This window comes from Gordonia sp. NPDC003424 (assembly GCF_053588655.1).
Genome location: NZ_JBSFQJ010000019.1, coordinates 19,659 through 37,317 on the forward strand (window position 1 = coordinate 19,659; position 17,659 = coordinate 37,317).

The following is a 17,659-nucleotide window of genomic DNA, read 5'->3' on the forward strand; positions in this document are numbered from 1 at the left end:
AGGAGGCTGCGTCATTCGCCGGTGAGTTCCTGATCTTCCTCCGCAGCCTCGACGGTTGATATGAAGATGTGGTGCTTCTCGTCGGATTCCAGGTACGTAACCAGATTTGTCCGGAGCCTGTCCATCCCTTCGTAGTAGCTCCGAAATGGTTCGGCGGCCTTATTTGCAATCCGACGGTTGGGCGGAATTGGGATCATAATCTCCCGGTACCGTTTGCCTACGTCTTCTCGATTGGTCTGCATAAAGACGACTCGATCCCACTGGCGGCGCACCGCTTTCAGGGTCATGGCCCAAAGTAGGTAGAAATTGTCAAACGAGGCCAACTCCGAGGCCCTAAGGATCAGAACCTCTTTCGTCAAGACCATTTGCTCCTGGCCGGGCATGATGACCGCGAAATCACCGATGTTCTTGCTTGTTCGAATGGGAGTGACGAGGTCCCATGCGCGAATCCCGGACTCTTTTCCTTTCCAGAATCTCTCAGCAACAACTCTGCTCACTCGGTTGGTGGGGTTGATGTTGATCTGGCCGGCTCGAATGTCCGAGACCTTGATATAGGGAACGTCGCCGAGTCGCAGATCGGCCGAGGGGCTGCCGTGGCCAGCGAGGGCTTCGATCCGGCCGTCATCAATCAGCGCCCCAAGAGATGTACTCCCGTATCCTCCCATTTCAGAGCTCTGCATCAATGCGGAAAAATCACTGAGGGGGCGAGCATCGAAGTAGGCCGGGACCGCCATCAGGCGCGGTGTCAGATCGCCGACTTCGACCCATCGAGCAGTAGTCGTGGCCTTGCCGGTCCGCAGACTAGCAACGTCGACTGCGAGCTGATCGTCAATCGCCGTGGTCCGAAGGCCCGAATCGCGGTCGACAACATACAGCTCCTCACCGTCCTTGTTGATCCCTACAGTCGGGGCGTAAGAAACGTAGACCTGCCCGTCTGTAAACCACTTCGGCTTGTGAACCATTGTCCGATCACCGCTTTTCAAACACGTAGAAGTTGGTCTTTGCGCGACAGAATCCTTGAAATGCTTCCATTGGAATATTGAAGACGCCGCGCAGTTTGAATCGCGGTTCAAGCCAATCCGGAAGCCACGAGTACGTTGATGAAAAGAAGTACGTTTCGGGCAGGATAATCCCCAGGCGTCCGCCCTTCATGAGCAGTCGATGCGCACGCTCAAGGAAAATGAGGCCGATCTCCAGATCGACGTAGGTGCCCTTGGACTGCTTTGCAATGGAGTACTGGTTGGCCCTCGAATCTGACGCACTTACCTTCAGGTTCTTGCCGAACGGGGGATTTGTCACGACCACCGTGAACGATCCGTCAGTCAGCGGACCTTCGAGATAGGGGTAGTCGATCTTCCACCTGTGCTCGCGGATCGAGTCTCCCGAGTGAATATTGACTGATCCGTCGCCGAGGCTCACCATGATGGCACGAGTCAGCTTGACGTTGATCGCGTCCTTATCAACTCCAAATACTTGGCGGTGTGCCCACGTCCGCGCCTGAGCCTCGGCCCGTTTCCCGGTGCCGTGGGAAAGGACGCTGAGAAATGCTTGCACTAGAAAGCCGCCTGTCCCACACGCCGGGTCAATAATCTTGTCCTGTGGGCGAATATCCAAGATCTCGATGGCAGCAGAGATCACCCGCTCAGGTGTGAAGTACTGCCCCTCACCGGCCTTCAAGTTGGCTCTGCGGAAGACCTGGAAGGCGGACGAAATGGCTTCGGCCCCAACCGCCAACAGGTTGTAACTCGAAAGCTCGTAGACGACCTCCGCAATCGTGTGATCGTCGAGCAACAGGTCGGTTTTCTCATTCTCGGCGAAGACCTCTGGCCGAAGGTTACGCAGCGTCTGAAACTCCACCCGCATCTTGCGCGCAGTGTAGCTCTCGCCAGCCTCACTCAGCTGGAAGACCAGGTCGTTTGTTGGGTCGTACTCTCCGTTGGTGTCCGACTCCAGTTTGAGAAGCAGCAGGTTGCAGAGCTGATCCAACTGAGTTTCAGACCTCGTCGCCTTACTGTCGCGGGCGACCACGACGTCCAACAACCGCCTGAAGACCGAACGGAGCTGTCCGCTCTTCGGCACCTTCAGGTCCGCGAAGGTCAACGGTTCCTTCGACGCCTTAGTAAGGTCATCACCAGGTCGCGGGATGCCACGACCGCGCTGATGGAGAAAGCCGCCATCAGCAAGCTTGTAGACGCGGACGTCCTCAGATCCGTTCGTCCAGAAGCCCATGCGAGCACGTGGCTCTCGCGTGAGGTAGACCTCAAGCTGAGAGATTCCGGCGTTCAGGTCGGGGGCCTTGAACTCGAAGAGCACGACAACGTGCTCCCACGACCCGACCGTACTGGCGTCTTCGAACAGAGCCAGGTCCACGGGCCACGCCGAGAACGACTTTCCGCCCTCACGACTCGCGGCATCGTGAGGCGACTTCGGGACACGCCACTCCGGGGCCCACTGAAGCTGGTTGCGGTCCCACCCGGCCTTCACCAATGCCTCGACGACGGGGAGCCGGACCAGCTGGTGCTCGGGGCCGGACAGGGTGCGGTTTTCCGGATCGGCCATTCAAACCCCTTCGCCGGGGTGCCATCCGCTCCGCACGGGTCGCCACTCCCCTCGATATTGCCCGGTTATTGCCCGGACTGGCTAATTATCGCCTTGACCTGGTGGTCCCGGCTGGGATCGAACCAGCGACCTCCCCGGTGTGAACGGGACGCTCTTCCACTGAGCCACGGGACCGCGCGCGGCGCGTTCGGCGCCGGTGCACGAGGCAGAAGATTACACGTTCTCGGCGCAGTTCCCAAAATCCGCCCCCGGGCCCGATCCGCAACTCTCTGACCAGGCGATTTGGTCCGCGTGAAATGTTCCGATAATGTTCCTCATCGCGTCGAGAGCACAACGGTCCACAAGATCGCTCCCGACCACGCGGATGTAGCGCAGCTGGTAGCGCATCACCTTGCCAAGGTGAGGGTCGCGGGTTCGAATCCCGTCATCCGCTCGAGGCGAGTCCTCTCGCAAGTGGCGGTGTGGCCGAGTGGTGAGGCAACGGCCTGCAAAGCCGTGCACACGGGTTCGATTCCCGTCGCCGCCTCCATGAGCACCAACTTAATAAGCCCGCGCGATTAGCTCAGCGGGAGAGCGCTTCCCTGACACGGAAGAGGTCACTGGTTCAATCCCAGTATCGCGCACTGATTTCAGACCCGCTGCCCGCAGTCGGGTCTGAAATGCTGTAACGCCCACCCCAGTTCACACTCCAGGACCTGTCATGACTGCTGACCGCGATGCCCTCCAGTTCACCCTCGAATGGGTCAAGACCAACGGATTCACGGTCAGCGGCACCGACGTCGTCACCGAGTTGCTGCCGATCACGCGTCACGTCGACGACGTCGTCGACCGCGAGGCGCAGCTGCTCGCCGCGATCGCACGCGTCGAGTCGCGTCGCCTCGTCCTCGTCTGAGGCCACGTCGACCCTGGCCTCCCCCCCCCGAGGCCACTCGCACCCGAAACCTGTTGTCGGTCAGGCGGATGACACGGAAATGTCACGGACAGCGGCGCCGATAGACTCCCGCGTCATGAGCATCAGAATCACCGCCGGACTCTCGGCACTCGCGGCCGCCGGCGCCATCGTCGCGTTGGCCCCGGCCACCGCACACGCCACCACCACCCCCGCGATCGGACACGCCTGCGGTGCCGGGGAGATCGGCAACCTGCGATACACGACGGCCAAGCAGCCCACCGTGTGCGCCAACACCGGCCGCGACATCAGTTGGGTGCGCACCGGCGCCGTCGATCCGGTCACCCGACATGCGGGCACGGGGTGCTCGGGCGCCTACGCGGTCGCCGGCTCGCCGACCGGCAAGGCACTGCTCTGCGCTGACGGACGCTGGGTCACCAATCCGTAGATCCCGACACCCTCCCCGACAGCCCGCAGCCGCTTCCCGCCCGGAGGCGGCTGCCGTCGTCTCGGTGAATTTCTCGACATGGCGATGTCGGAGAGCCGCGGACGTCTCGCACGCCACTACACTTCCGGCATGACAACGCGCATCGCCGTCGGCCTCGGCGCATTGGCCGTCGCGGGTACTCTCGTCACACTCGCGCCGGCGGGTGCGGACGCCGCTCCGATCATCGGCACCACGTGCACCAAAGCGCAGGCCAACGACCTTCGCTATACGGCCCGGCACCAGCCGACGGTCTGCGCGTGGATGGGTGCGCACGGCGGCTTCAAGTGGGTGCGCACTGCGCGGGTCGATCCGACCGTCCGCACGCTCGGCAGCCACTGCAACAACCAGTACCCCGTGGCCAAGACCCCGCGCGGCAAGGCGGTTGTCTGCGTCAACCGACGTTGGGTCTACGGCCCTTAAACCCCATCACCACAACACCTTTCCCGTGACCGGCAGCCGCCCGTCCCGCATGTCGGGGCCGGCGGCTTTTCTGTGCCCCGACCGTTGACACCGGCCAGTGCGGCAGGTCACAATGCATAGGCCAAACATGACATGACTGTCACGTCACAGAAAGCGACATCCGTGAGCCCTTTGAAGTTTGACGTCGTCACCACCGGACTGCTGTTCCCCGAGGGACCGATCGCCCTGCCCGACGGAGACGTCCTGGTGGTCGAGATCCATCGCAAGGCCCTGACCCGCGTCGCCGCCGACGGCACCCGGTCGGTGGTCGCCGAACTCGGCGGCGGACCCAACGGTGCGGCCATCGGGCCCGACGGCCGCGCCTACGTCGCCAACAGCGGCGGTCTCAACCGCTTCGAGGTCGGACCGTATGCCTTCGCCGGGGGCACGCCGGAGGACTACACCACCGGCAGTCTGCAGGCGGTGCACCTGACGACGGGCGAGGTCGAGACGCTCTACACCCACTGCGACGGCAGCCCACTGCGCGGCCCGAACGACATCGTGTTCGACACCCATGGCGGCTGCTACATCACCGACCACGGCAAGAGCGACAGCGCCGTCGCCGACCGCGGCCGCATCTTCTACTGCGCCGCCGACGGGTCGTCGATCACCCAGGTTGCCGGAGACATGAACGCCCCCAACGGCATCGGCCTCTCCCCCGACGGAACGCGGCTGTACGTCAGCGAGACCTACACCGCACGCGTGTGGTGGTGGGATGTCGTCGCCCCCGGCCAGATCGTCGGCGGCCGCACCCTCGCCGGGTCCGGTGACGCCAACTTCCTCTGGGGGTCAGGCGATTTCCGCTACCTGGATTCTCTGGGCGTGGAGGCCGGAGGCAATGTGTGCGTCGCCTCGCTGGCCACCCCGGGCATCTGCGTGATCAGTCCCGAGGGCGAGCTGGTCGAGTTCGTCGAGATCGACACCGACGGAGACCCGGGCATCACCAACATCTGCTGGGGCGGCGAGGACATGCGCACCGCCTACGTGACCGCCTCGAGCACCGGCAAGCTCCTGCGATTCGAATGGCCGCGTCCCGGCCTGGTGCTGAACAACCAGTCACGGGCGGCGGTGGTCTGAATGCTGGTCAGCGACATCGTCGAATACGGCGCACGCAAGCATCCCGATCGGATCGCCGTGCGCTTCGAGGATCAGACGATCACCTACGCGCAGTTGCGCGACCGGAGCCGCCGGCTGGCCAACGCCCTGCTGGGCGTCGCCTCGCCCGGCGATCGGGTGGCGGTACTCTCCACGAACTGCACCGAGTACTTCGACTGCTACTACGGCATCCCGATGGCCGGAATGGCGTTGACCATCCTCAACTTTCGGCTTCACCCCGATCAGATCGCCGGACTCGTCGAGCATTCCGGCGCGTCGGTCCTGATCGTCTCGAAGGAACTGTCGGGTGTGGTCGAGGAGATCCGCGACCGACTGACCACGGTGCACGAGATCGTCGTCATCGACGGTGAGGACCCGGCAACGTCGTGGGCCGAGTTCGTCGGTCGTGCTTCCGCTGACGAGCCGGCGACCCGTCCCGATGCCGACGATCTCGCGTGGCTCGTCTACACCAGCGGCACCACCGGAATGCCCAAGGGCGTCATGCTCTCGCATCGCAATCTCGTCGCCGGGGTCACCTCGTCGGCAATGGAGTGGAACATCACCGAGGAGACGGTGTTCCTGTTCTGCTTCCCGCTGTGCCACGTCGGCGGGTACGTGAACCTCGTCAACCATCTGATGGGTTCCACGGTCGGCATCCTGCGCACCTACGACAACGCGACATTCTTCCGCCTCGTCGCCGAATGGCAGGTGACGCAAACGGGTCTCGCCCCGACGATGATCAACTTCCTGCTCAAGGACCCGACGCTCGACGACCACGACCTGAGCACGTTGCAGGCCATTGGCTACGGATCGTCGGCGATTCCGGCGGCCGTGCTCCGCGAAGGGCTCGAACGTCTCGGCGTCGACTTCTACCAAGGCATGGGGATGACCGAAACCGGTGGGAACGTCCTGCATTTCGACGAGGCAACCCATCGTCGCGCCGCCGCCGGCGAATCGCATCTGCTCGCCGCGGCCGGAAAGCCCATGCGACTGGCCGACGTTCGCATCGTCGACGACGAGATGCGTGACGTGGCAACGGGTGAGATCGGCGAGATGGCATTGCGTGGCGACCAGATCATGTCGGGCTACTGGCAGGACCCCGAGTCCACCGAGAACACCTTCACCGACGGATGGCTGCGCACCGGGGATCTCGCCCGGCAGGACGACGAGGGTTTCGTCTACATCGTCGACCGCAAGAAGGACATGATCATCAGCGGCGGCGAGAATGTCGCGTCGCTGGCCGTCGAGCAGGCGCTCTATCGCCATCCGGCCGTGGCCGAGGCCGCCGCGGTCGGCGTTCCCGACGACACCTGGGGTGAAGTCGTCTGTGCCGTGGTCGTTCTGCGGCCCGACGTGAGCGCGGATCCCGACGAGGTGGCGACCGGGATCGTCGCGACGTGCCGGGAGCATCTGGCCGGCTATCAGGTACCCCGGCGGGTGGAGTTCGTCGACGCGCTGCCCAAGAACGTCACCGGCAAGATCCTCAAGAAGGACCTGCGGAGTCGTCTCACCCAGCCGGTCTGAGGAACCCATCGGGCGCCAAGCCGGACTGTCGGTGGCAGGCGATAGACTTGAGGTTTCGCCAGCCGAAGGGCATCGAATAGTGTTGTAGCACAGCTGAATCCAGTTGTTCGAGCACTTGACTCGAACATTTGTGCGAGTACACTTGGAGACATGCCCGCCACCATCCCCACTCCCGCATCCGCCACCACCCAGGCCTGCGTGGCCGCAGCACTCCTCACTGCGGCCCGCGAGCTCGACCCCGCCTCGATACCCTCGCGCAGCGACGCGTTCGAGACGACCAAGATCGTGATCTCGGCGGCCAACACCGTCGCACACCTCCTGGCGGTGTGTGCCGCCGAGATGAATCGGTTGGGGGTGGCCCAGGCCAACGGCGGAAAAACCAAGGCGCTGTTGATCACCATGGGATTGGCGCCGTCGGTCGCCGATCGGCTGCTGCGCATCGGGAGAGCGACGCCCTCGATGCGGTTGCTGCCCGGGTACGCATCCGACGGAGTATTCCCGGCCGAACACATCGACGCGATCGTGCAGGGACTCACGCACGTCGCGCGGCGGGCGCTCGATGGACTGTGCGACGAGGAACGCCACGAAGTGGAGCTGACGCTGATCGCGCAGGCGATGTCGGGAGCAACCCCGAAGCAGATCGCGGAGAAGGCGCGGAAGTTGGGCAACCACTACGCAGCCGAGACCGGTGGGCTACCCGCCGGCGAGGATCGCAGCATCAACGACTTCACCATCTCGGAGACGCCTGACGGCCGCGTGGCGGTGCGCGGCGACCTGGACATCGTTACCGGTCAGAAGCTCAAGACGGCAATCGACTCGCTCGCCACACCACGTCCGGAACCCGACGGGTCGACGGATATGCGCTCGCCGGGGCAGCAACGCGCGGATGCGCTCGACGCGGTGCTCGACGCCGCGGCGGACAACACCACTCCGTTCATCCCGACCCCGAACATCGAACTCAACCTGACCATCCCCTCCGATGCCCCGGCGCGGCGACCCTGCAGTGGACCAGCCCGCTCACCCAAGCCACGGCGAGGCTGCTGGCGTGCGATTCCGCGGTCACCGAGGTCATCATCGACGGGGAAACCGTGCCCCTGCAGATGGGCACCAAGAAGCGACTGTTCCCCGCCCACCTGCGCAAAGCGATCATCATCCGCGACCAGTGCTGCATCAAGTGCGGCGCGCCCGCGTGGCTCGGGCGGTGCCACCACATCACGTACTGGAGCGAGGGCGGCCCCACCGACCTGGACAACGGGTGCCTGCTGTGCGCGTCCTGCCACACCCAGGTTCACTCCTCGGAGTGGGAGATCATCATGGGCGCCGATCGACACCCCTGGTTGGTGCCACCCGCGTCGGTTGACCCGTCCCGAAAACCGTTACCCGCCTACAACAGACGCACCATGACCCTCGAGGACCGGGTCGCCTGATGCGGCAACCGGCACGCGATCGCAGCCCGCCCGTCGACCCCCCGACACGGTCCCGAGCCGGCGCTGCGGGCCGGCTCAGGGAGTAATGAGCGCAGGACATTTCAGCGCAGCACATTTCAGCGCAGCACATTTCAGCGCAGCACATTCCGCGCACCCGGCACCACCGGGACCGCGCACGACCTTTGAGAACTCCATAGTGAACGGACGGGCACCGGTTGCCTGCCGGGCCGGGCACGGCCCGGCAGGCGGCCCGGCGCCGGGACTCAGTGTGGGCCGAAACGCTCTGAGAGCCGTACGATCTCGTCCAGACCCATCATCCCGGTGAACTCGTCGAACGCCGGCAGATCGCCGAGTGCGGCCGCCGGGGTGCCGTCGAGCCGCACCTGTGCGTAGAAGTCGCTCATCGCCCGCGCGGCCGCGAGCAAACCACCGATCGGGAACAGGATGAGGGCAAATCCGAGATCCGCCAACTCTTCTCGACTCAGCTCCGGCGACCGGCCGCCCTCGACCCAGTTGTAGACGAGACGATGCCCGCGCAACTCGGAGGCCACCTGACGAACCTGCTCGACGGTGGTCGGCGCCTCGACGAACAGCAGATCGGCGCCGGCCCCGGCGTAGCGGTGGGCGCGTTCGATCGCGTCGTCGATACCGTGCACGGCGATGGCGTCGGTCCGGGCGATGATGAGCAGGTCGGGGTCGGAGCGTGCGGCGGCCGCGGCCTCGATCTTGGCGATCATCTCGCCGGGAGCCACCACCTCCTTGCCCGCCATGTGCCCGCACTTCTTCGGCGCGACCTGATCCTCGAGCTGGATGGCCGCGATGCCGGCCGCCTCGTAGTCGTGGACGGTGCGGATCACGTTGAGCGGGTTGCCATATCCGGTGTCGGCGTCGGCGATCACCGGCAGGTCCACGCCCGCGGCGATTCGGCGCGCGGCCTCGGCCATCTCCGAACCGGTGACGAGCCCGACATCCGGTCTCCCCAACAGGCTTGCGGCGACGCCGAATCCGGTCATGTACACGGCCTCGAAGCCGGCCTGTTCGGCGAGCCGCGCGGACAGCCCGTCGAACGCCCCGGGCGCGAGCAGCGGCTCACCCGTACCGAGCAGCGCGCGCAGGCGTTCGCGTGGATGCCGGCGGGTGCCTAGGAATTTCGCCATGGTGCCGCCTCCGGGTTACGCAACAACCGCCGGGCCGTCGACATCCGATGCACCTCGTCGGGCCCGTCGTAGATGCGCGCATAGCGGGCGTGCCGGTACATCCCCTCGAGCGGGGTGTCGGCGGTCAGTCCCAGCGCACCGTGCACCTGGATCGCGCGATCGATCACGTTGTGCAACATGCGCGCTCCCCAGAACTTGATCAGCCCGATCTGCACGCGCGCGTCGTCGCCGGTGTCCATCACCCGTGCGGCGTCCAGCGTCATCAGCCGGGCGGCGTGGATCTCGGCGGCGGACTCGGCGATGTAGCGGTGCACCTCCCCCTTGTCGGCGAGCAGCGATCCGTGCACGAAGCGGGAGTTGGCCCGCTCACACATCAATTCGTACGCACGCTGCGCCTGGCCGAGCCACCGCATGCAGTGGAAGATCCGGCCGGGTCCGAGCCGGTCCTGTGCGATGACGAAGCCCTTGCCGCGCTCGCCGAGCAGATTCTCTGCCGGCACCCGCACGTCGGTCAGCCGCACCTCGAAGTGGTCGCTCGGGTCGTGACCCATCGTCGGGATGGACCGGACGATCTCGAAACCCGGTGTGTCGGTGGGCACGATGATCGAGCTGATGGCGGAATGCCGTGGTACCGAATCGTCTTCGGTGCGGGCGAACACGGTGCAATACGCCGCCTGGTTCGCCCCGGTGGTGAACCACTTGTGGCCGTTGATGACCCACACGTCGCCGTCGAGTTCGGCGCGGGTCGCGATCAGCGTCGGGTCCGAGCCGGCGACCTCGCGTTCGGTCAGTCCGACCGACGGCAGGATGTCGCCGGCGACCATCCCGGTGATCCACCGCCGCTTCTGCTCCTCGGTGCCGTGCTTGTGCAGCATGATCGTGTCCTGCATGGTGACCGATCCGACGGCGAGTTGCCCGTATTCGGACCGACCGATGATCTCGTTGAGGTGGACGAAGTCCATGAATGCCAGTCCACCACCACCGACATCGGCCGGATGGCCGAGCGCCCACAGGCCGAGTTCCTTCGCCCGCGAACGCAGTTCGTCGAGCGTCTTCGCCGCTCCCGCACCCCCGGTCGTCAGTTCGGACTCACGCGGGATGACCTCGTCGTCGATGAACGCGCGCATCCGCGCGCAGAGGTCGGCCAGGTCGGCGGCGGGCAGGGTGGTGGCGGGCAGCGAGGTGGCGGGCAGCGAGGTGGCGGACAACGTGGGATTGGGCAGGGTGGTATCGGGCAGGGTCATCCTTGCCCCTTTCGGTGTCGGGCGGCGGCTTCGTGAAATGGTCGTATGCCGGCGGAGTCGACGTACTCGTCGATCCGGACGATTCTGTCGTCGGCGACGGTGACGAACAGCGCCGCCGGCCGCAACCGGTCCCACGCCGTCGATCTCGCCGGTGAGCACGTGCTGCTGGATGAACCCGTCATCGTGGGTGATGCGTCGAATGTCGTTGTAGGACAAACCCTGCACGGTTCGCGACAGCCAGCGCAACACGCGGAGGTTGTCGTCGACGGATTGTTCGACGCCGTCGTCGTTGTGCCAGATGACCGCATCGGGCGCATAGAGCCGGCGCAGGGCCTCCGTGTCACCGGCCTCGATCGCGGCGAAGAAGCGGTCGGCGAGCGTCGTGGTCACTGCGCGTCCTCCGTGAGTCCCAGTGCGCCCAGACACATCTGGTCGAGCGTGTCCAGCAGTGCCTCCTCGTCGGCGGTGTCACCCTGCACCAGCCAGAGGTAGAGGGTGTGGTCGACCATCGCGGCCATCGCGCGCGCCGCCATCACCGGGTCCAGCGTCTGGCGGACCCCCAGACCCTGCTCCTGCCAATGGCGGATCGCTCCCGCGGTGCGTTCGATCAACTGTGACCGGTGATCGTGGCGCAGCGTGCGGAATTCCTCGTTGAACGTCGCCACCTGTTCGACGATGGCCATCATCTTCGCGTTCCGTCGATATGCCTGGTAGTAGGCGCGGTTGGACGCGACGAGTCGTTGTGCCGGCGACAGGTCCGTCGCCCACGGCTCACGACTGTGCACCTCGGTGAACAGTCGGGTGCTCAATTCCCGGAAAACGTCTTCCTTGGACTCGAAATATCGATAGAACGTTCCGTAGGCGACGCCCGCCTCGCCGGCGATCTGCTCCACCCGGGCATCGAGGAACCCGACGGTCTCGAAGACCCGCTGGGCGGCGTCGAGGAGGGCGTCCCGGGTGGCGCGCCCACGGGCGGAGAGCGCGTCGACGGGCGCTGGGGTGTTGACAGGTGCCTTGGTCACGTTCAAGACTATCCAAGAACCTGACATGACAGTCAAGTCACTTTCTGGACAAGGAGCGCTCCATGGCCCCCACCAATCCCGAATTCCAGCTGGGCGGGATCAATCACCTCGCACTCGTCTGCTCGGACATGCGCCGCACCATCGACTTCTATACCGGGGTTCTGGGCATGCCGCTGGTCAAGACGATCGAGCTGCCCGGTGACCTGGGTCAGCACTTCTTCTTCGACTGCGGCGGCGGCAACACTCTCGCCTTCTTCTGGCTGGCCGATTCTCCCGACGCCGCGCCCGGAATCGCGGCTCCCAAGGGCCGCCCGGACGAGGGCGAGCTCGCGAGCGCGGTCGGCTCGATGAACCACGTCGCGTTCGCGGTTCCGCCGGAGCACTTCGATGACTATCGGGCACGCCTGGAGGCCAAGGGTGTCCCGGTCAGCATGGTCCTCAACCACGACGACAGCCCGCGCGGGGTGTCCCGCGACGTCCATCCCGGCACCTTCGTCCGGTCCTTCTACTTCCAGGACCCGGACGGGGTTCTGTTGGAATTCGCCTGCTGGACAAAAGAGTTCACCGACGCAGATGTGGCACACGAACCGAAGACCGCCGCCGACCGCAAGGCGGGGGTGAACTCCTGATGCCACGACTGCCCGAGGTCCATCGCGCCGACGTCACCGACGAGAAGATCCTCTGGTACTACGACCGGTTGTTCGGCCCCGACAAGGACCCGGCCGTCGACCACGGCACCATCCACGCGACGCCGGGCGACTGGTGGACGGTGTTCGCCCAGTCCCCCGAAGTCTTCCGCCACGCGGTGCGCGGCTTCGCCCTCTACCGCAACGCGACGATCGACCCGCTGCTGCGTGAACTCGGACAGGGTCGCGCGGGCTTCGCACGCGGCAGCCAGTTCGTCTTCTCCCAGCACTGCAAGCAGATGCGGTCGTTGGGGATGCCCGAGGAGAAGATCGCCGCGATCCCGGCCTGGCAGGTCAGCGACCTGTTCACGCCGCTCGAACGTGCGGTGCTCGCCTACGCCGACGCGCTGGTCCTCGACGGCGGACGCGTGCCCGACGGCGTCTTCGACGTCCTCACCGATCACCTGTCCCCCGATGAGATCCTGCAGCTGACCTACATCACCGCGCTCTACGACATGCACGCAACGATGTGCAAGGCGCTGCGGCTGGAATTCGACGACGTCCCCGAACGGATCACCGAGGTGCGGATTCCGGAAGGAGTCGAAGTCGCCGACCTGTCGGCCGACCTCGCCGGGGAGTAGACGCCACCGCGACCCGGCGGCCGGACGGATCAGCGGGGATCGGCGGCACACCGGAAACCGGTGTTGCCGGTGGAACTGTCCGGCGTGTTGGCGGTGCGCGCGGCGACCCGATAGCGGTTGCAGTAGGAGTCGTGGCACAGGTACGAGCCGCCACGGATCACCCGCGCGGGTCCGTCCGCCGGCCCGCCGGGATTGACGCAGTGGTCCGTCGAGTGGGCGGTACCCCACCAGTCGCCACACCATTCCCAGACGTTGCCGGCCACGTTGTACAGGCCGAAACCGTTGGGCGCGAAGGCATCCACCGGGCACGTGCCGCGATATCCGTCCTCGGCTGTGTTCTTGGTCGGGAAGCTGCCCTGCCAGATGTTGCACCGGTGTTCCCCGCCGGGCAGCAGTTCGTCGCCCCACGCGAAACGCTTCTGCGCCAGACCGCCCCGTGCCGCGTACTCCCATTCCGCCTCGGTCGGCAGCCGGGTGCCGGCCCACGTGCAGTACGCCTGGGCGTCGTTGAAGGAGACGTGGACGACGGGATGACGTCCCCGGTCCTCGACGGTGCTGCCGGGTCCCTCGGGAGCAGACCAGTAGGCGCCGTCGACGGCACACCACCACGGTGCCTGATCCGGTCGCGGCGCGCCCTTGCGCAGCGCGGCCGGCAGGAACGCGGCGAAGACGAACGACCACCCGTAACGCTGGGCATCGGTGACGTATCCGGTCGCGTCGACGAACGCCGCATAGTCGTCGTTGGTCACCGCGTACGGGGCGATGCGAAAACCGTCCACGCGCACCGGGCGGACCGGTCCCTCACCGTCGTCCGGAAAACCTTCCGAATCCTCGGTGCCCATGAGGAATTCGCCGCCCGGCAGGTCTACCCACGAGGCGTCCGCCGGGCCCGGACCGGCTGCGGTGGCAGCCGATCCGGTATCCACGTGCGCGTCGTCAGGTGACCGCCCGGGCGCACAGCACCCCGGCTGTCCGATCCGAGAATCCATCACTGCCTCCTGCCGACATTGTTCCAGACGGTTCGGACCGGGCCGGACTCACTGCGTGGCGAGCGCCGCGCGCAGGCGGGCCTCCGCGGCACCGGGTTCGTCACCCTTGTCGGTGTCCGTCTCCAGCACCACACGATGGATGGTGCCGGTGAAAACCCCACCGGGAGTGCCGTAGTGCTCGGTGACCGGCGACCCGTTGTCGGCGCCGACGTCGAGGCCGTCGGTGGTGTGGTACAGGAACGGAACGGTGTGCTCGAGCACCGTCTCACCGACGCAGATCCCGTCGACGAAGAGCCGGCCGATGCCGCCCTTGCCGACGCCGCCCCCGTCGTAGGAGAAGTCGTATTCGACGGTGTGATCGCCCGGGGCCAGCCGTTCGTCGGCGACGATCTCGTAGTGCTCGACGTCGATCCAGCTGTAGTGGAACGCCGGCACGCCGTCGCGCAGGTAGAGCGCCCAGCCGCCGAACCGGCTCCCCTGGGTCACCAGCGCGCCCGCGTCCGACGCGCCGACACCCACCTCGACACCCACCCGCCAGGAACAGTTCTTGGTGTCGGGCACGACGTTCTCGTTCATGTGCGACATCCCGGGGAACAGGGTCAGGGTGGTCCGGCCGGCCATCAGCTGCGGGCGCCCGACGGTGGGGGCATGCAGCCTGACGACCTTGCGGTCGTCGAGCGGGAACACGTTGTACTTGGCGCCCTCGATCAGGAAGAGATCCTTGAGCTGCTGCAGTCGCTCGGGCTCGGCCGAGGCCAGGTTGTGCGCCTGGCTGATGTCGCCCGGAGCGTAGAGCTCCCAGTCGTCGTCGGCGAAGCTGGGGGTCTCGCCGTCGAAAACCCATGGGATGCCGTGGATCGTGCACGCCGACCAGCCGTCGTGGTAGATGCCGCGATTGCTGAACAATTCGAAGTACTGCGTGGTGTGCTGTTCGGGTGCGTCGGCGTCGTCGAACGAATACACCATGGAGACACCTTCGAACGGCTTCTGTGCCACACCGTTGACCGTCGTCGGCTCCGGTAGGCCCGCGGCTTCGAGGATCGTCGCCGCGACGTCGTTGACGTGGGTGAACTGGTGGCGGTTCTCGCCGGCCGCCTCGATGCCCGCGGGCCAGTGCACGATCATCCCGTTGCGGGTGCCACCCCAGTGCGAGGCGATCTGTTTGGTCCACTGGTACGGCGTGTTCATCGCATGCGCCCAGCCCACCGGGTAGTGGTTGAACAGACTCGGGCCGCCGATCTCGTCGATCCGCTCGAGCATCTGTTCCACCGTGGCCGGCTCGAGGTTGTAGGTGGCGAACTCGTTGAGGCAGCCGTGGGGTCCGCCCTCACCGCTCGCACCGTTGTCGCCGAGGATGTAGATGATCATCGTGTTGTCGAGCTGACCGAGCTCGTCGAGCGCGTCGACGACCTTGCCGATCTGCTCGTCGGTGTGCGTGGCCATCGCGGCGTAGGCCTCCATCATCCGCGCGTAGAGGCGCCGCGCGTTCTCCGGCTGCTCGTCCCAGGCACCGATCTCGTCGGGCCGGGCACTGAGATCGGTCTCCTCCGGCAGGATGCCGAGTTCCTTCTGCCGGGACAGGGTCCGCTCACGCTGCGCATCCCAGCCGTGGTCGAAGTCGCCGCGGTAGGACTCGACGTACTCCGCCGGCGCGTGGTGCGGGGCGTGCACGGCACCGAAGGACAGATAGCTGAAGAACGGCTTGTCGGGCGAGAGTGCCTGCTGCTGACGGATGTCGGCGATCGCACGCTCGGCGATGTCCTCACTGAGGTGGTAGCCCTCGCGCTGCGGCGTGGCGACCGGGGTGGTGCCCTCGAACAGGGTCGGCGCGTACTGGTCGGTCTCGCCGCCCATGAATCCGTAGAACTTCTCGAAGCCCTCACCGGTCGGCCACCGGTCGAACGGGCCGGACCGGCTCATCTCCCAGGTCGGGGTCTGGTGGTACTTGCCGAAGCAGCCGGTGCTGTATCCGTTGCGCCGCAACATCTCCGGCAGAGTGGCGACCGAGTCGGGCCGCGACGACGAGTAGCCGGGGAACGCCGTCGCCAGTTCGGTGATCACGCCCATGCCGGCGGTGTGGTGGTTGCGCCCCGTCAGCAGCGCCGCGCGGGTCGGCGAGCACATCGCGGTGGTGTGAAAACGCGTGTAGCGCAAGCCCTCCGCGGCCAGTCGCTCGGCCACCGGCATCCGGCACGGACCGCCGAACGCCGACGACGCGCCGAAGCCCATGTCGTCGAGCAGGATCATCACCACGTTCGGCGCACCGGCGGGCGGTCGCAGCGGCTGCAGCGATGCGGGGGTCTCGGTGTGCCGCACGTCCATGGCCGCCGGCTGCGCGGGCCGGGGTTGTTGAATCGGAAGGCTGGTGCGGTAATCGGCGTGGACCATCAGGGTTCCTTTCCAGGGAGGTCGATGCGGTGTGACGTCGATCATGCGCGACCGGCCTAGCCGGAAACTTGCCTTGACGCGACAACAACTTGACCCGACACGACAGGCGCTCCGAAGATGGATGTGTGTCGGTCATTCGCGGGTCGGTGCTGGCCGGCTATCGGGAGCACGTCGCCGAGCTCGGCGCCGATCCCGACGTGTTGCTGCGCGCTGCCGGCCTGAAGCCCGGCGATGCGGGCAACCACGAGGTGTTCATCCCCTACCTGAGCCACATCAAGGCGGTGGAGAGTGCCGCGGCGGTGACCGGTGCGATCGACTTCGGCCGACAGCTCGCGGATCGCCGACAAGGAGTCGAGATCCTCGGCCCGCTGGGTGTGGCGGTGCGCACGGCGCGCAACATCGAGGACGCCGTCGCCATCGGCGCGAAGTACGTCTCCGCCTACGGACCGGCGATCGCGGTGTCGCTGGGACCGACCGGCAATCAGGCCAGGGTGTTCTACGAGTTCCGCATCCTGCTCGACCATCTCCCGCCGCACGCCCAGACGCTGGAGCTCGCACTCGGCGTGTCACTGAAGTTGTTCCGGTTCCTGCTGGGTCCCGACTACCGGCCGCTGCAGGTGCACATGACACATCGTGCGCTCGCGCCGCGCAAGGACTATCTCGCGTACTTCGGCTGCGCCCCGCGATTCGAACAGCCGCGTGCCGGGTTGGTCCTGCGCGCCGGCGACCTCGATCGTCCCCTCAGCAACGATCGCGCCGCCAACGAGGTGATTCGTCGCTACCTCGACACCGTCATGCCGTCGCGCGAGACGGACCTGACCGTTCGCGCCACCGAACTCGTCCGCCACCTGCTTCCCACCGGGGCGACGCTGGACATGGTCGCCCAGCAGTTCGCCATGCACCCGCGGACCTTCCAACGACGCCTGGAGGCGCACGGCACCACCTATGCCGACCTCATCGACGACGTCCGGCGAGACGTCGCCGAACGCTATCTCCGCGACACGGATCTGAGTCTCACGTTCATCGCCCGCGAGCTGGGGTACTCGGAGCAGAGCGCGTTCACCCGCGCATGTCGGCGGTGGTTCGACAGCAGTCCGCGGGCGTACCGCAAGCAGATCTCCCCCCGCTGATCGCCGCTGCACCACGCCTCGT

Annotated in this window: 16 protein-coding genes, 4 tRNA genes and 2 pseudogenes; 13 read left to right on the forward strand and 9 right to left on the reverse strand. The window is 66.0% G+C overall.

Going from position 1 to position 17,659, the window contains the following annotated elements:
- Positions 1 to 11: 11 nt before the first annotated feature.
- From ACWDTI_RS22050 to ACWDTI_RS22060, 3 genes are all read right to left on the reverse strand, one after another.
- Positions 12 to 962, reverse strand: coding sequence for a hypothetical protein (locus ACWDTI_RS22050; RefSeq protein WP_449740268.1), 951 nt, complete (start codon positions 960 to 962; stop codon positions 12 to 14).
- 7 nt (positions 963 to 969) lie between these two features.
- Complete coding sequence (locus tag ACWDTI_RS22055) at positions 970 to 2,559, reverse strand: HsdM family class I SAM-dependent methyltransferase (protein ID WP_449740269.1); 1,590 nt, start codon at positions 2,557 to 2,559, stop codon at positions 970 to 972.
- Between the two features lie 99 nt (positions 2,560 to 2,658).
- Positions 2,659 to 2,733 (reverse strand) — tRNA-Val (locus ACWDTI_RS22060).
- 186 nt (positions 2,734 to 2,919) lie between these two features.
- Between ACWDTI_RS22060 and ACWDTI_RS22065 the strand changes: the two genes are divergently transcribed.
- The 10 genes and pseudogenes from ACWDTI_RS22065 to ACWDTI_RS22110 all read left to right on the forward strand — a co-directional run bounded on the left by ACWDTI_RS22065 (position 2,920) and on the right by ACWDTI_RS22110 (position 8,440).
- Positions 2,920 to 2,992 (forward strand) — tRNA-Gly (locus ACWDTI_RS22065).
- Positions 2,993 to 3,014: 22 nt separating this feature from the next.
- Positions 3,015 to 3,088 (forward strand) — tRNA-Cys (locus tag ACWDTI_RS22070).
- Positions 3,089 to 3,110: 22 nt separating this feature from the next.
- A tRNA-Val gene (locus ACWDTI_RS22075) sits at positions 3,111 to 3,182 on the forward strand.
- Positions 3,183 to 3,259: 77 nt separating this feature from the next.
- Positions 3,260 to 3,451, forward strand: coding sequence for a hypothetical protein (locus tag ACWDTI_RS22080; protein ID WP_449740270.1), 192 nt, complete (start codon positions 3,260 to 3,262; stop codon positions 3,449 to 3,451).
- 115 nt (positions 3,452 to 3,566) lie between these two features.
- Complete coding sequence (locus ACWDTI_RS22085) at positions 3,567 to 3,896, forward strand: hypothetical protein (RefSeq protein WP_449740271.1); 330 nt, start codon at positions 3,567 to 3,569, stop codon at positions 3,894 to 3,896.
- A 129-nt stretch (positions 3,897 to 4,025) separates the two neighbouring features.
- Positions 4,026 to 4,355: a hypothetical protein gene (locus ACWDTI_RS22090; protein ID WP_449740272.1), complete on the forward strand. Its 330-nt coding sequence runs from the start codon at positions 4,026 to 4,028 to the stop codon at positions 4,353 to 4,355.
- A gap of 162 nt (positions 4,356 to 4,517) precedes the next feature.
- Positions 4,518 to 5,471: an SMP-30/gluconolactonase/LRE family protein gene (locus ACWDTI_RS22095; protein ID WP_449740273.1), complete on the forward strand. Its 954-nt coding sequence runs from the start codon at positions 4,518 to 4,520 to the stop codon at positions 5,469 to 5,471.
- Positions 5,472 to 7,013 carry a long-chain-fatty-acid--CoA ligase gene (locus tag ACWDTI_RS22100; RefSeq protein ID WP_449740274.1) on the forward strand — a complete coding sequence of 514 codons (1,542 nt, stop codon included), beginning with the start codon at positions 5,472 to 5,474 and terminating at the stop codon, positions 7,011 to 7,013.
- A 399-nt stretch (positions 7,014 to 7,412) separates the two neighbouring features.
- Positions 7,413 to 7,874: pseudogene (locus ACWDTI_RS22105) on the forward strand (HNH endonuclease); the annotation flags it as partial.
- 239 nt (positions 7,875 to 8,113) lie between these two features.
- Positions 8,114 to 8,440 (forward strand): HNH endonuclease, encoded by a 327-nt coding sequence (locus ACWDTI_RS22110; RefSeq protein WP_449740342.1) that lies wholly within the window; start codon positions 8,114 to 8,116, stop codon positions 8,438 to 8,440.
- Between the two features lie 263 nt (positions 8,441 to 8,703).
- On the opposite strand, the gene ACWDTI_RS22115 is transcribed toward ACWDTI_RS22110, so the two are convergent.
- The 4 genes and pseudogenes from ACWDTI_RS22115 to ACWDTI_RS22130 all read right to left on the reverse strand — a co-directional run bounded on the left by ACWDTI_RS22115 (position 8,704) and on the right by ACWDTI_RS22130 (position 11,863).
- Entirely contained in the window at positions 8,704 to 9,597 is an 894-nt protein-coding gene (locus ACWDTI_RS22115; RefSeq protein ID WP_449740275.1) for an isocitrate lyase/PEP mutase family protein, read from the reverse strand.
- Positions 9,582 to 10,724 (reverse strand): acyl-CoA dehydrogenase family protein, encoded by a 1,143-nt coding sequence (locus tag ACWDTI_RS22120; RefSeq protein ID WP_449740343.1) that lies wholly within the window; start codon positions 10,722 to 10,724, stop codon positions 9,582 to 9,584. Before ACWDTI_RS22120 ends, ACWDTI_RS22115 begins: the two co-directional genes overlap by 16 nt.
- A gap of 303 nt (positions 10,725 to 11,027) precedes the next feature.
- A pseudogene (locus ACWDTI_RS22125) lies at positions 11,028 to 11,267 on the reverse strand (nuclear transport factor 2 family protein); the annotation flags it as partial.
- Positions 11,228 to 11,863, reverse strand: coding sequence for a TetR/AcrR family transcriptional regulator (locus ACWDTI_RS22130; RefSeq protein WP_449740276.1), 636 nt, complete (start codon positions 11,861 to 11,863; stop codon positions 11,228 to 11,230). The gene ACWDTI_RS22130 and the pseudogene ACWDTI_RS22125, both read right to left, overlap by 40 nt.
- A 62-nt stretch (positions 11,864 to 11,925) precedes the next feature.
- Between ACWDTI_RS22130 and ACWDTI_RS22135 the strand changes: the two genes are divergently transcribed.
- A complete protein-coding gene (locus tag ACWDTI_RS22135; protein ID WP_449740277.1) occupies positions 11,926 to 12,492 on the forward strand; it encodes a VOC family protein in 567 nt (188 codons plus the stop codon).
- On the forward strand, positions 12,492 to 13,130 hold the full coding sequence (locus tag ACWDTI_RS22140) for a carboxymuconolactone decarboxylase family protein (RefSeq protein WP_449740278.1): 639 nt from the start codon (positions 12,492 to 12,494) through the stop codon (positions 13,128 to 13,130). The genes ACWDTI_RS22135 and ACWDTI_RS22140 overlap by 1 nt, the downstream gene beginning before the upstream one ends.
- Positions 13,131 to 13,159: 29 nt before the next feature.
- Here ACWDTI_RS22140 and ACWDTI_RS22145 read toward each other — a convergent pair whose 3' ends face one another.
- Together ACWDTI_RS22145 and ACWDTI_RS22150 are read right to left on the reverse strand one after the other, a co-directional pair.
- Entirely contained in the window at positions 13,160 to 14,119 is a 960-nt protein-coding gene (locus ACWDTI_RS22145; protein ID WP_449740279.1) for a formylglycine-generating enzyme family protein, read from the reverse strand.
- Between the two features lie 48 nt (positions 14,120 to 14,167).
- Positions 14,168 to 16,507, reverse strand: coding sequence for an arylsulfatase (locus ACWDTI_RS22150; RefSeq protein ID WP_449740280.1), 2,340 nt, complete (start codon positions 16,505 to 16,507; stop codon positions 14,168 to 14,170).
- 125 nt (positions 16,508 to 16,632) lie between these two features.
- Here ACWDTI_RS22150 and ACWDTI_RS22155 point away from each other — a divergent pair, with 125 nt between their 5' ends.
- Positions 16,633 to 17,637: an AraC family transcriptional regulator gene (locus tag ACWDTI_RS22155; protein WP_449740281.1), complete on the forward strand. Its 1,005-nt coding sequence runs from the start codon at positions 16,633 to 16,635 to the stop codon at positions 17,635 to 17,637.
- Positions 17,638 to 17,659 lie beyond the last annotated feature (22 nt).